Raw genomic sequence first — 14,570 nt, 5'->3', positions numbered from 1 at the left:
TTCGCATGTTATTCATGAATACACAAGCTAGAGGCGTGGAATATTTAGATCACGCCTCTTTAGCTATAATTATGAAATGAATAAAAAAACTTGTATTGACTCATTTTTCTAGTCAATACAAGGCTTTTGTGTGTTGTGGGTATGTTTAAACCTGGTTAAATTCTTCTAGTTCGTAGGCACCTTTGGTATAAACGACATGGGCATAATGGCCGTATTCTAATTCTTCTTTTAGGTCGAATTCTGGTAGGACTTCATGTAGGAAGAAGCGAATTGGCATGTCATGGCTGACGATTAAGACGTGGATGTCTTTCTTTTGGGTTTCCATGCGGACTTCTAGGGCGTCGTCATGGATATCCAACATAGCTTCTTCAATCCGGTTCCAGAAGGTGATAAAGTCTTCAGAATTACCTTCTTCATCTCGGTCCACAAGGTTTTCGATGATGAGTGGGACGTATTGGGTGGAAGGGATTTGGTTGATCCGCATGTCGTCCACTAATTGACTAATGGATTTTGGCCATACTTTCTCTATATCTTGATCTTCTAAACCACCGAAGTTGTACTCTCTAAAGCCTTCAACTGGGAATAGTTGGAGATCATTTTCTTGTTTCATTAAAATGCGCTCACCTGTTTCAATACACCGGTCTAGATCACTTGTATAAGCTAAATCAAATGGGACATCTGCTAGGGTTTCGGCTACTTGGTCGACTACACCCATGCCGGCGCGTGTAACTGGTGAATCTGCCCATCCCTGGACACGTTGGTCTGCATTGGCCGTCGTTTCACCATGACGGACAAAGTAATAATGGATAGCTGCCATAATATTCACTCCTCTCGTGGTTTGGTATTTGATGTTAACTTCATTCTAGCATAATAAACGATTTATGAAAACGATTTCCATAATAATGATGATATATGATTTTATTAACCCAAATCTTGATTCAATCAGTTGAGAGAGTTATTCGCATACTTAGTTCAATAAAAGCGAACGCCCCTGATTGAAATCTCGTAGGCAATTTATTATTTGTGGCCAAAAATTCGTGCTAAAATGAAAAGTAGAGATGAATGCCAGAGGAAATGGCAGAAAATGAGGAGTGTTCTTTTTGACAAAAACAGCTAAAGTATTTACTGATGAAGAGAAAAGTAAAATTTTAAGCGATATTGTGGCCATCGAGACGGTGGACCGCAATGAGGAAGATGTGGCTAATTATCTTGCAGCCTTACTAGGCGAGTATGGAATCGATTCTAAGGTGATTCCAACAGGGATTCCTGGTCGTGCCAACTTGGTAGCTGAAATCGGATCTGGTTCACCAGTATTAGCGATTTCTGGTCATATGGATGTAGTTTCTGCAGGGAATGCGGAGGCTTGGACGTCTGATCCATACACATTGACTGAGCGCGACGGGAAACTATTCGGCCGTGGATCTACAGATATGAAAGGTGGATTGGCTGCCTTAGTGATCGCCATGATCGAAATTAAAGAACAAGGATTATTAGAGCGCGGAACTTTACGCCTGTTAGCGACTTACAACGAGGAGAATGGGGCTGTCGGTTCTATCCAACTAGAGGAAGCAGGTTATGTATCTGACGTTGACGCGATCGTAATTGGTGAACCAACAACAGGGATGATTCACCCATCTCATAAGGGTTCAATGAACTTTGTGGTGTCATCACGCGGTAAATCTGTTCATTCATCTAGACCACGTGGCGGCATCAACGCCATTGACCCATTGATGGACTTTGCATTAGCCTTCAAAGAGGCGTTCAAAGAAGCGACAAAAGATATCAGCTTCGGTCAATTAGACTTTTCACCAGTATTGAATTTATATGGGGCAGTTGAAGGTGACGACGCTGGTAACCAAGAATTAGACCAATTATTGAAACAGCCAACCTTTAACGTGACGGTATTCCGTGGTGGTGACCAAGTGAATACGATTCCTGATCACGCAGAAGTAGTCTTTAACATTCGTACAGTTCCTGAATTCGATAATGAAGCAGTTAAAGGCGTATTTTCTGAAGTTTACCAAGAATTCTTGGATAAAGGGGCAGACTTCGACCTACAATTAACCCTAGACTTAAAACCGTTGAATGGTGGGGTTGATTCAGCCCTAGTACAATTAACCAAAACAATAGGGGCTACATACCTAAACCAAGACTTGGAAGTTGTGCCAATGACTGGTGGTACGGATGGGGCAAACTTTGTTGCCAACAAACCAGCTGGCTACCCAATCATCATCTTTGGCCCAGGATCAACAACATCCCACCAAATTGATGAATACGTGGACAAGGACGAGTATCTAACATTCGTTGACTTATACATTGACTTGTTAGCCACTTATATAGAGAACAAATAAAATTGGTTAAAAAAGCTATGACATTCTGGTCGTAGCTTTTTTGCAGCCGGTACAATGGTGTCTACCACCATACTATTGTATTTGTCGCATATATCCAGTTTATTTGATAAAATATGGGAGAGACTGTTGCTTTTTTCGCAACAAATAACCGTTGGAAACGACATGATCATAAAATAATCGTAGGGGTGTATGAATATGGTAGAACATAATTTAGAAGAGACGCAAGAACAAGCTGCAATGGGTAAAACCCTTCAAGCAATCAAAGTTGGCGATACTTTCCGTGTAACTGAATCGATTAGAGAGCGAGATGTCTTGTTATACATGGGGGTTACCTCAGACTCGAACCCCGCATACCTACAACAAACGTCACATAAAGCTGGCCTTACGCCAGGCGAGGTTGTTGTACCACCAATCGCCTTAATGGGGATTATTACACGTACAGTATCGATGAATTTCCCTGGTCCAGGTTCTCGTTTAGTTGAAATGAACATCAATATCATCCATTCTATTCCACATAACTCAATCATCACGTTTGAATTTGAGGTTATCCGTGTAGAAGAATTGAAACAATTCGTGACGATTCACTGTATTGGGAAGTTTACCAATTCCACTGATGACGACCGTGTCTTAGATGCTATGTTGACTGTTTTACCACCACTAGAGCATCTACAGAATGACGCTGAAACGATTGATGCAGGTGTATTCCAACGAATTTCAGGAGGCGACTCAATTGAGTACTAATAAAGAAAAGAAGAAGCTCGTCCTATTTGACGGGTCATCTCTGGCTTTTCGTTCTTTCTATGCCATCCATAATATCGATTCATTCGTAAACAAAAATGGTATGCATACCAATGCCTTGTTTGCTTTTCATGAAATGATGAATAATATCTTGGAAAAAGAACAGCCGACGCATGCCTTGGTGGCGTGGGACGCAGGTAAAACGACTTTCAGAAACGAATTCTTTGATGAATATAAAGGTGGGCGTCAATCAACACCATCTGAGTTTAGAGAGCAGATGCCATTTTTCAATGTGCTCCTAGATGCCTTTGGGGTTGCGCATTATGACTTGACTAACTATGAGGCGGACGACATTATCGGGACTTTTGCGACTAAAGTAGACCCTGAAGAATTTGATGTTGTCGTGATTTCCGGGGACAAAGATTTAACGCAATTAGCGCGTGACAATGTCCGGGTAGATATCACCAAAAAAGGGGTATCTGAATTAGTGTCTTATACGCCAACTTCGATTATGGAAGATATGGGGATTACGCCTGAACAAATCATTGATATGAAGGGGTTAATGGGGGATTCTTCGGATAACTATCCTGGTGTGTCAGGCATTGGTGAAAAGACGGCCTTAAAATTATTACATGAATATGGGTCAATGGAAGAGATGTACGAACAAATTGACGACATGAAGAAATCGAAGCGTAAAGAGAATCTGATCAACGAAAAAGAAAATGCGATGCTGTCTAAAAAGTTGGCACGTATTGAACTGGATGCACCCGTGAAGATTGACTTAGCTGAGTTACCTTATAAAGGCAAACAGCTTGAACCGCTGATGTCATTTTACAAGGATATGAACTTTAACGGTTTTATGTCACGTTTACTGGAAAATTCAGACCAGGCGGACTTGTTGACAGAAGATTGGGAAGAGGTTACCTATACGCATGTGGCGTCTGCTGAGGATTTAACAGGGGACCATTTCCCAAGTGAAGCTGTAGCGGATGGGTACGCGATGTACCTTGAAAACTTGAGTAAAAACTACCATGATTCAGAGGTTGTGGCTATTGCATGGACGAATGGTAGTGAAATATTTACCGGAGATGCTAGCTTACTACAGGCTGATTTATTTAAAGCATGGTTATCGGATGAGCAAGTCACAAAAGTGGTATTTGATGCCAAGCGGACGAAAGTGATGCTAGATTATGTAGACATCGACTTTGCAGGGGTTGTAGATGATGTCTTAATTGGGTCGTATTTACTCCATGCCCGTGATAATTCTAACGACTTGGCTGAAGTGGCACGCGAATTTGATATGGATGACTTGTCTTATGATGAGTCTATTTATGGCAAAGGGGCTAAACGGAGCGTACCTGAAGAAACTGAAACCATGTACGAACACATTGCCCGTAAAGTGCATATTATCGCACGACTGCAAGAAACTATTCGCCCGCAACTAGAAGCCAATCAAATGGATGACTTGTACCGAAAAATAGAGTTACCATTGGCTTTAGTATTAGCAAACCTTGAAATTTTAGGGATTTCAGTGGACAAACAACAATTAGTCACTATGCAGGCTGAATTCCAAGAGATTATCGACGGCCTTGAAGCCAATATCTGGAAGGAAGCTGGTCACGAATTCAATGTGAATTCACCTAAACAATTAGGCGTTATCTTGTTTGAAGAAATGGGCTTACCAGTGATTAAGAAAACGAAGACTGGTTATTCTACAGCCCAAGATGTTTTGGAAAAATTGGCTGGCCAAGCACCAATCATCGACTTGATTTTAAATTACCGCCAATTGAATAAATTGCAATCAACTTATGTTGAAGGATTACAAGAGTTTATCCACGAGGATGGTAAAATTCATTCTCGTTTCCAACAGACCTTAACTTCAACAGGTCGTTTATCATCAGCTGATCCAAACTTACAAAACATCCCAATCCGTTCTGAAGAAGGTCGGAGTATCCGTAAAGCCTTTGTGCCAAGTCACGAAGACTGGGTTATCTTTTCAAGTGACTATTCACAAATTGAATTACGAGTTTTAGCCCATATTTCTGGTGACAAGCACATGCAAGAAGCCTTCAACAACCACGAAGATATCCATACTTCAACAGCTATGAAAGTCTATAATGTGGCTAAAGAAGAAGTGACCTCTAATATGAGACGGAACGCCAAGGCGGTAAACTTTGGGATTGTCTATGGGATTTCTGACTATGGTTTGAGCCAAAATTTGAATATCTCTCGTCCAGAAGCTAAGAACTTTATTGATACTTACTTGGAAAACTATCCAGGTGTTCAAGCTTACATGAAGAATGTTGTAGAGAAGGCCAAAGAAGATGGTTATGTAGAAACCCTATTTAACCGTCGTCGCTACTTACCTGATTTGAAATCGAAGAACTTCAATGTTCGTTCATTTGCTGAACGTAATGCCATGAATACGCCAATTCAAGGTACCGCAGCGGATATCATTAAAATTGCGATGGTAAAGATGGATGAAGCTTTAAAAGAACATAAGTTACAAGCTAATCTGTTATTACAAATCCACGATGAGTTGGTTTTTGAAGTGCCAAAAGATGAAATTGAGACACTAGAGAAATTAGTAACTGAAATCATGGGGTCAGCAGCTCAACTAGATGTGCCATTAGAAATTGAATCTAATTACGGTGCAACTTGGTATGAAGCTAAATAATGAATAAAAAGAGGTGCAGTGAAAACAAACTGGCACCTCTTTTCTATCCTATGGAATAAAATGAACAAGTATGTCAGATATCTTGCAAGGTTTGCCTCCTGCTTGTCTTTTCAATAGGCAGGTTTTGCATTAGAATAGAATAAAGAAGAGATAGTAGAAAGTGGTGTAATGATGCCAGAGATGCCGGAAGTGGAGACGGTTAGACGTGGTCTAGAAGAAATTGTTATTGGCAAGAAAGTATCGTCTGTGACAGTGACTTGGCCAAGAATTATTCAGGCAGAAGGTGGCGTGGAGGCTTTTGAGAGACGGATGCCCGGCCAGCAATTAGAGAAAGTAGGTCGAGTAGGGAAATTTTTACTTTTCTATTGGACAGATGTGACATGGATTGCCCATTTACGAATGGAAGGCAAATACCTATATGAGCCAACCGATAGCCCGGTAGACCAATATACCCATGTTATTTGTCATCTGACTGACGGTCATGACCTTCGTTACCGAGATGTTCGGAAGTTTGGCCGGATTCATATGGTTGAAAAGGCGGATACTGAAGCAGAGATTGCCAAGCTGAAATTAGGTCCTGAGCCAAACGGTTTAACCTTTACTTATCTGCAAAAACGATTTGATAAGACAACAAGATCCATCAAGGCAGTACTCTTAGATCAAGGGGTTATTGCGGGAATTGGCAATATTTATGCGGATGAAATCTTATTTGCAGCGAAAATCCACCCTGAACAAAGCGCTAGATCGTTATATGATGAGGAAATCCAAGCCATTATCACTGAGAGTCGTCGGATTATGGCGTCAGCCATTGAAGTTGGTGGGACAACGATTCGAACCTATACCAATACCTTTGGTGAGAATGGTCAATTTGCCGATTATTTAAAGGCCTACGGGAAAAAGGGACAACCCTGTCCACGATGCGGCACTGAGATTGAGAAAATTAGCGTGGCTAAAAGAGGAACGCATTTCTGTCCACATTGCCAGCGCATTCACTTGCAGTGAAATATATTACATCATCTATTTAAATTAAAACGGAGGCACTATGAGTCATATTTTAGGACTAACCGGCAGTATTGCCACAGGTAAATCAACAGCAAGTAAATTTTTTAAGAAAGCCGGGTTTCCAGTCATCGATGCAGATTACGGGGCACGGGTGGTTGTTGAACCCGGACAACCAGGTTTAGAGTCAGTTAAAGCGCATTTTGGAGAGGATATTGTCTTTCCTAATGGGGTTTTAGACCGCAAAAAACTGGGCCAAATTATCTTCTCAGATGATAAGGAACGAGAGAAACTGAATGAACTATTACGTCAACCTATTCGCGACTGGTTAAACAGTCAAAAAGACAAGTATGAAGCGGAAGGCCATGAACTGATTGTCATGGATATTCCTTTATTATTTGAAGGGAATTTCGCGGATGCATGTGACCAGGTGATGGTTATTTATGTGTCAGAAACCATTCAATTAGACCGGTTAATACAGCGGGATAACTTAACCTCAGTTGAAGCTTTTCAACGAATGACTTGTCAAATGTCCATTGAACGAAAAGCCATGATGGCGGATGTGGTGATTGATAATTCGGGTTCTATTCCAAATACTGAACAACAACTGGATGCATGGATTGGCATCTCTGGTTTTCAACCGCTAAAATAGTGGTTGAATAGCCTTTGTGCTATAATAAATCGAGCAATTATTCAAGTATATTAAAATTGAAAGCAGAGGTGTCAAATATATGCAATGTCCAAATTGTGCTTCAACCAATTTAAAAGTAATTGATAGTCGACCAGCGGAGAATAATACCTCTATTCGTCGACGTCGAGAGTGCTTAGAATGTGGCGCCCGTTTTACCACTTTCGAGCGCATCGAACGAACCCCCTTATTAGTCGTTAAACGTGACGGAACCAGAGAGGAATTTTCTCATGAGAAAGTTTTACGTGGTCTGATCCGTTCTGCTGAAAAGCGTCCTGTATCAGCTGACCAACTTGAACAGTTAGCCAATGACGTTGAATCTGAGTTGCGGTCTCGTAGCCAAAATGAGGTGCCAGCTTCTGAAATTGGGGAGTTGTTGATGGCAGCTTTACCAGATATTGATGAAGTGGCTTATATTCGTTATGCTAGCGTATACCGACAATTTGAGGATCCGACTGTTTTCCTAAGAGAAATCGAGCGATTAAGAGGGCGGAATGACCAGGCTGAAAGCGACGTGAATCCCGAAGAGTCAAACCAAGGTCATGTAGCAGACTAAATATTTCACAGAAGGGAGGGTAATGCCAGTGACATACCCATGGCAAAATTTAGATCCAAAAGGGCTTGTTCAAATTACCCAACCCCACTGGATTTCAGATATTGACCAGCAAGTCCTACTTCACCTATACCAACCCATTATTGGTGGCATTGCCTACGCCTTTTACCAGACTTTATATGCCAATATTCAATTGTCTGACTTTGCCTCAATCCCTTTGCGCCACTTCGATTTGATGGAACAAATGGTGGCCGGTAAGGAGCAATACGTGAAGGCCAGACGGCAACTTGAAGCAATTGGCTTATTACAAGTTTTTGAAAAAAGTAGTCACACAAGCCAAGATGATGTGACGACGATTTATCAATTACAAGCACCATTGGATTCTAAGCATATTTTCTCTGATCCAATTATGTCTAGTCTATTAATGGACCGGTTGGGTCAAGACCGCTATCAATTGATGCTAGACAAGTTTTCAATCAAAATGCCAGTAGACTTGAAATCAGGAGATTGGACGGAAGTGACTGCTACTTTCCAAGATGTCTACCGATTACCAAGTCAATACTATCCCATTTCGGATGAGATTGAGGATAAGTTGGTAGCTAAAAATAGTCAAACCAAGGCAACTACAATCACTAGTTCAACCTTAGATATGAACACCTTAAAAGAGTTGCTGCAATCGTCATTCATCTCTGAAAAAGCTATTACAGCTGAAGTGAACGAGATGTTTGTATCCTTACATCAACTCTATGGTTTTGATGAGGTGGACTTGAAAGAATTGGCCTTATCAGCGACTGATCTAAGGACCAATACGATTGACGTACGCAAGTTGCAGCGCCTGGCTTTAGACAAATCGAGCAGTCAAACAGGTATAAGCAATGTTCAGTCAGCAAAGGCATCTATACAAGGGACTAGTAGCGGTTTAACGGACCGGATTACAGTTTCAGAGGCCAAAGGCCGCCAGCAGGCAGATCAAGCTGATCAACAATGGCTAGGGAAAGGGCTCTCAAAAGAAGAGTTGTCATTTTCTAAATTGGCTAGGTCTTATCCACCAATTGCCTTTGCCAAATCAATTAAGGAACAAAAGGGCGGCTATCTCACTAAGTCCGAGGGGAACGCCATTACTGAGTTAATCCAGTCAGAAGTGATTCAGCCGGCGACCTTAAATGTAATGGTGCAATTCTGTTTGATTGAGTTGGAACAGAACCGGCTGACGCGCTCATACCTAGAGAGTGTTGCTGATGACTGGCGTCAAAACAAGGTGGTTGAGCCTGAAGAAGCCATGTTATACTTGAAGCAACGTAAACAGAAGAGTGCTGAAAATTATGAAAAACGACAAAAAAACCGGATGGCTAAAGGTCGTTATCAGACGCAGAAGCAGTCAGTTAAACCAAAATGGTTAGACCCTGATTCAAGACAGGATAAATATCAAAAACCAGTGGTGGCGCCAAAGGCAGGTGACCAAGAAGGGCCTAAGCAAGACACGGCAGTCAAGCAAGAAAATAAGGCATCCTTAAGTGCGCAAGAAGCAGAAATTCAACAATTACTGCATTCATTAAATCAAAAAGAAGGTGAGTAAGTATGGCTGACAACAACCAAATGAAAAATGTGGGGGACTCATTAAAACAGCAGTTCAACCGCAACCCCATGTTCAAAGAGCGACAAGCAAAAATCGAAGGCATTGTTCAAAGTGATCCAGATGTCCAGGCTTTTCTTGCCAAACATCAGTTAACCTTTGAAGATGAAATCGTGAAGAAATCATTTTCAAAATTATATGAGTTTGCGCGCGAGAACGGTAACGATGCTTTGGGCCAAAAGAAATTCGTCCAATATGCGCCAAATTTGATTATGAACGTGAACTTTATCGATGTGGATTATCATCCAACTGAAGCCTTTATCCAACAACAAGAGGCCGAAGAATTGAACAAGCGGGTGACTATGGTCTCTATGCCGAAAAGTCTGCGGTCAGCTTCTTTTGAAAAGATGACGAAAGATGACTATCAAGACCGATTTGAAGCGATTCAAAAGAGTCTACAATTTATTTCAGCCTATACCAGTAAGCCAAATGCCTATCATAAGGGTTTGTACCTACATGGGCAATTTGGGGTTGGGAAAACCCATATCCTGGCTGCTTTAGTAAATACTTTGGCTGAGCATGGGGTCAAATCTACCTTGGTACATTACCCGGAATTGTTAGTAGATCTAAAATCACGTATCCGGACCAATACTGTTGACCAAAGAGTCAATGAAATCAAGCAGGCGCAAGTGCTAGTGTTAGATGATATTGGTGCTGAATCTAATAGTGAATGGGTCCGCGATGATGTGCTGGGTGTTATTTTGCAATACCGGATGCAAGAGCAGTTATCGACTTTCTTTACCTCTAATTTCTCAATGGCTGAGTTGGAAGAATTTCTAACGACGACTAGAGAAGGGGTAGATGTGGCAAAATCAGCTCGTATCATGGAAAGAATCAAGTATTTAAGTGAAGAAATTACAGTTGGAGGTAGAGACCGTCGTAACGGTTAATACCTTCTTTTTTTTTATCGTCATTTTCACAGCAAAATATTTGTACACTTAACTTTAAAATGATAAGCTATACTTATATCATATATAGAAGCCAGATGAAGGAGGTGAGTGAATGAGTGGATTGAGAAAGTTCCTTCAAATCCTATTTTCACTCTTAGTTTTATTAGCGGTAGTGGTAACAGCTGCAGTCATTTATCCAATACCATACGTAAGTGACTTTGCTGACCAACATATTGTGTCTAATCAAATGTTAGTGAATACGGTCATTGTGCTACTGGCACTTGCATTTATTTATTTTGCAGTTGCTTTAATTTGGGCCTTGGTCGCACCAGCAAAATCACGCACCTTAAAAGTGACTAACGACTTTGGTGAGGTGAAAGTAAACCGTGATACAGTTGTACAGGCGGTACACCAAGAGTTGTTAGACGTGAAACAAGCATCTAACAAAAATGTTACGGTGAAATTTGGTCGTAAGCCAGAAAACACAAAAGTAGCGGTTGATTACGCTGTAGATAAAAACCAAGCGGTTCAAGCAACTTCTGATCGCATCGCAGAAAAAGCTAAACTTGGAGCAGAACGCGTTTTAGGGACAAATGTTCAAAATATAAAGGTATCTGCCGCACCGTATGATGCGAGCCAAGTAAGCCAACAGGGGCGCGGTCAAAACCAGGCGCGTGTTAGATAATCTTGATCGAATAGGACCGAATGTTGATAGGAGGCACAGAGCATATGAAACAACCACCACGTAGCTGGTATCCATATAGAAATCGTATTATTGGCGGATTGATTGCATTCATTTTTGGTTTACTGTGGATGTGGTTAGGTTTTGGACCTGCCTTATTCATCCTAGTATTCTCAGTAATTGGATACATTGCAGGGGCATATTTTGATGGGCAAATTGACTTAGAAAGCTGGTTCTCATTTTTCAATTTTTAGCATCATATTGTTTGAGTTAAGTAGATGGATTTGCTATGATATTGACAACTTATTGGTTATATAATTTAAGAATAAAAGAAATGGGGTATTTTACATGTCAGAAAACGTAAAACACACAAATGATTTAACTTTTGAAAACCGTGTATTGGAAAAAATTGCTTTCTATACAGTTCAAAACATTGATGGGATTCTAGAGTTAAAAGGTAACTTTACTTCAGGAATTATGAACTTCTTTTCTAGCAGTGAAGACGAAACTAAAGGTGTTAGCGCCGAAGTTGGTAGAAAAGAAGTAGCTTTAGACCTAGAAGTGATTGCTGAATATGGCAAAGATATTCCTGCCGCTTTTGACAAAGTGACTAAAGCAGTGAAAGAAAACGTTCAACAAATGACTGGTTTAACAGTTGTTGAAGTGAACATGAACGTAAACGACGTGTTAACACGCGCTGAGTATGAACGTGACCAAAACGAACAAAAACGTGCTGCTGAACAACAACGTCGTCAAGTGAACCAAAGTGGCCAATACACTGATGGTTCACGCGTACAATAATTTTCACCAGAAAGAGGCGGGTTTACACTCGTCTCTTTTTCCTTGAAATCGCCTATGTGAAACGGTTTCTTATGAATTTTGTTTGACAATTATAGGCTCGATGCTTATACTTATTTTGAAATCAGATAACTATATCGATGATAAGAGACAAGCTTTAGGATTGGACATTAGGGACAAGTTGGTTGGTGAGAAACTTGCAAGATCATATAGCGAACCACTCTTTAGATTGCACCGAAACAGATGGCATTATGCACATGTGATAAGGTGTACGGGTTGCCCCCATTATCAGCAATTGAGGATAAGATATGCTCTGCATATATTATCGAACTTGGGTGGAACCACGCATATTGTTTATTAGCGTCCCATTCTAGTCTTTTAGGCTAGGATGGGGCTTTTTTATTTTTCAAAAGGAAAAAGGAGGAAAAACATGATTGACTTAGTATTCCCAGATGGGGCTAAAAAATCATTCGAAGCAGGCGTTACTGGTCGTGACGTTGCTGCATCAATTAGTAACTCATTAGCAAAACGCGCATTAGCGGCTAAAATTGACGGTGAATTGGTGGACTTAAATGCCCCAATTAATGAAGGTGGCGCGATTGAAATCGTTGACCCTAAACATGAAGATGCTTTAGGTATCTTACGTCACTCAACTGCTCATTTAATGGCACAAGCGATGAAACGTTTGTATCCAGGCATTAAATTTGGTGTTGGTCCAGCTATTGAAACAGGTTATTATTATGATACGGACCAAGAAAAACAAATTACTGAAGAAGATCTACCAGTAATTGAAGCTGAAATGGCTAAAATTGTAAAAGAGAATTATCCAATTGAACGTCGTGAAGTGACACGTGTTGAAGCAAATGAAATCTTTGCGGATGATGAATATAAATTGGAAATCATCGCAGATTTACCAGAAGATGAAACGTTAACAGTATACTCACAAGGTGAATTCACTGACCTTTGTCGTGGAATCCATGTACCATCAACTGGTTACATTAAAGAATTCAAACTATTATCTGTTGCCGGTGCATACTGGAGAGGTAACTCAGATAACAAAATGATGCAACGTGTTTACGGTACAGCATTCTTCGAGAAACGTGACTTGAAAGAATTCATCAAACAACGTGAGGAAGCTAAAGAACGTGACCACCGTAAATTAGGTAAAGAATTAGATATCTTCATGGTAAATCCTGAAGTTGGTTCTGGTTTACCGTTCTGGTTACCGAAAGGTGCAACTGTTCGTCGTATTATCGAACGTTACATCGTTGATAAAGAAGAATCACTAGGTTATGAGCATGTGTATACACCAATTATGGCAGATGTAGAATTTTATAAAACTTCTGGACACTGGGACCACTACCATGAAGATATGTACCCACCAATGGATATGGGTGACGGTGAACAATTAGTTTTACGTCCAATGAACTGCCCGCACCACATGATGGTTTATAAAAATGATATTCACTCTTATCGTGAATTCCCAATTCGGATTGCGGAATTAGGTATGATGCACCGTTATGAAAAATCAGGCGCTTTATCTGGTTTACAACGTGTACGTGAAATGACTTTAAATGATGCGCATATCTTTGTACGTCCAGACCAAATCAAAGAAGAATTTACGCGAGTACTGCAATTAATCAAACAAGTCTATGATGACTTTAATATTACAGACTACCGCTTCCGTTTATCTTACCGTGATCCAGAAAATACGGATAAATACTTTGATGATGATGAAATGTGGGAAAAAGCACAAGCAATGCTAAAAGAAACAATGGATGACTTAGGTTTAGAATATTTTGAAGCCATTGGTGAAGCAGCGTTCTACGGTCCTAAATTAGATGTTCAAATGAAAACTGCTTTAGGTAACGAAGAAACAATGTCTACTGTTCAATTAGACTTCTTATTACCAGAACGCTTTGACCTAACTTACGTTGGTCAAGACGGTCAAGATACGCACCGTCCAGTGGTTATCCACCGTGGTGTCGTTTCAACAATGGAACGTTTCGTAGCTTACCTAATCGAAGAATATAAAGGTGCCTTCCCAACTTGGTTAGCACCAGTTCAAGCGAAATTAATCCCAGTTAACGATGACGCACATGGTGACCATGTTGAAGAAATCCGTCGTCGAATGAAGGCTGCTGGTATGCGTGTTGAAGTGGATAATCGTAACGAAAAAATGGGTTACAAGATTCGTGAAGCACAAACCCTTAAAATTCCATACCAATTGGTATTTGGTGACAACGAAATCGCTGAAAACACAGTAACAGTACGTCGCTATGGTTCAAAAGAAACACTATCAATGCCGTTTGATGAATTCTTAGCGCAATTAGAACAAGACATCAAAGAATATAAATAAAGGGTGCGAGCCCCGACGCTAAGAAAGGAACCGTTGGAAGATGAAGACAGTAGATGACACAGTCAGCTACAACTTCATCTGAAACGCAGTCCTTTCTGGAGGGACGAACCCGACTAAAGGGTGTAAGCGAGATCGCTAAGCTCAACAACTATTCTGAAGTGGACTTGAGATGGTCGAGCGCACCCGACTAAACAGGGTTAGA

General features: G+C 40.7%; 13 protein-coding genes. 12 read left to right on the top strand and 1 reads right to left on the bottom strand.

Annotation, left to right across the window (positions count from 1 at the left end; translation table 11 throughout):
* Positions 1–145: 145 nt before the first annotated feature.
* Positions 146–817 (bottom strand): histidine phosphatase family protein, encoded by a 672-nt coding sequence (locus tag AC973_RS02330; RefSeq protein WP_048726759.1) that lies wholly within the window; start codon positions 815–817, stop codon positions 146–148.
* Between the two features lie 274 nt (positions 818–1,091).
* Between AC973_RS02330 and AC973_RS02325 the strand changes: the two genes are divergently transcribed.
* The 12 genes from AC973_RS02325 (at position 1,092) to thrS (ending at position 14,368) form a co-directional block, all read left to right on the top strand.
* Positions 1,092–2,351 (top strand): ArgE/DapE family deacylase, encoded by a 1,260-nt coding sequence (locus tag AC973_RS02325; protein ID WP_048726755.1) that lies wholly within the window; start codon positions 1,092–1,094, stop codon positions 2,349–2,351.
* A gap of 195 nt (positions 2,352–2,546) precedes the next feature.
* Positions 2,547–3,092, top strand: a complete 546-nt coding sequence (locus AC973_RS02320) for a dehydrogenase (RefSeq protein WP_048726753.1) — start codon at positions 2,547–2,549, stop codon at positions 3,090–3,092.
* The gene (polA, locus tag AC973_RS02315; protein ID WP_157850737.1) at positions 3,082–5,766 is read left to right on the top strand and encodes a DNA polymerase I; all 2,685 of its coding nucleotides are present in this window, start codon (positions 3,082–3,084) and stop codon (positions 5,764–5,766) included. Before AC973_RS02320 ends, polA begins: the two co-directional genes overlap by 11 nt.
* A 168-nt stretch (positions 5,767–5,934) precedes the next feature.
* Positions 5,935–6,768, top strand: a complete 834-nt coding sequence (gene mutM, locus AC973_RS02310) for a DNA-formamidopyrimidine glycosylase (RefSeq protein ID WP_225968913.1) — start codon at positions 5,935–5,937, stop codon at positions 6,766–6,768.
* 40 nt (positions 6,769–6,808) lie between these two features.
* Complete coding sequence (gene coaE, locus AC973_RS02305) at positions 6,809–7,417, top strand: dephospho-CoA kinase (protein WP_048726746.1); 609 nt, start codon at positions 6,809–6,811, stop codon at positions 7,415–7,417.
* 79 nt (positions 7,418–7,496) lie between these two features.
* Positions 7,497–8,009 carry a transcriptional regulator NrdR gene (gene nrdR, locus AC973_RS02300; RefSeq protein ID WP_048726744.1) on the top strand — a complete coding sequence of 171 codons (513 nt, stop codon included), beginning with the start codon at positions 7,497–7,499 and terminating at the stop codon, positions 8,007–8,009.
* Positions 8,010–8,031: 22 nt separating this feature from the next.
* A complete protein-coding gene (locus AC973_RS02295) occupies positions 8,032–9,582 on the top strand; it encodes a DnaD domain protein (RefSeq protein WP_048726741.1) in 1,551 nt (516 codons plus the stop codon).
* Positions 9,583–9,584: 2 nt separating this feature from the next.
* Entirely contained in the window at positions 9,585–10,529 is a 945-nt protein-coding gene (gene dnaI, locus AC973_RS02290; protein WP_003142001.1) for a primosomal protein DnaI, read from the top strand.
* A gap of 112 nt (positions 10,530–10,641) precedes the next feature.
* Positions 10,642–11,214 (top strand): alkaline shock response membrane anchor protein AmaP, encoded by a 573-nt coding sequence (gene amaP, locus AC973_RS02285; protein WP_048726738.1) that lies wholly within the window; start codon positions 10,642–10,644, stop codon positions 11,212–11,214.
* Between the two features lie 44 nt (positions 11,215–11,258).
* The gene (locus tag AC973_RS02280; protein WP_059349071.1) at positions 11,259–11,465 is read left to right on the top strand and encodes a DUF2273 domain-containing protein; all 207 of its coding nucleotides are present in this window, start codon (positions 11,259–11,261) and stop codon (positions 11,463–11,465) included.
* A 94-nt stretch (positions 11,466–11,559) separates the two neighbouring features.
* The gene (locus AC973_RS02275) at positions 11,560–12,012 is read left to right on the top strand and encodes an Asp23/Gls24 family envelope stress response protein (RefSeq protein WP_048726734.1); all 453 of its coding nucleotides are present in this window, start codon (positions 11,560–11,562) and stop codon (positions 12,010–12,012) included.
* A 427-nt stretch (positions 12,013–12,439) separates the two neighbouring features.
* Positions 12,440–14,368 (top strand): threonine--tRNA ligase, encoded by a 1,929-nt coding sequence (gene thrS, locus AC973_RS02270; protein ID WP_048726731.1) that lies wholly within the window; start codon positions 12,440–12,442, stop codon positions 14,366–14,368.
* Positions 14,369–14,570 lie beyond the last annotated feature (202 nt).

It is taken from the genome of Carnobacterium sp. 1290_CSPC, from assembly GCF_001053265.1.
In the GTDB taxonomy this organism is placed as follows: Bacteria; Bacillota; Bacilli; order Lactobacillales; family Aerococcaceae; genus Aerococcus; species Aerococcus urinaeequi.
This window is presented reverse-complemented; position numbering and strand designations above follow the sequence as displayed.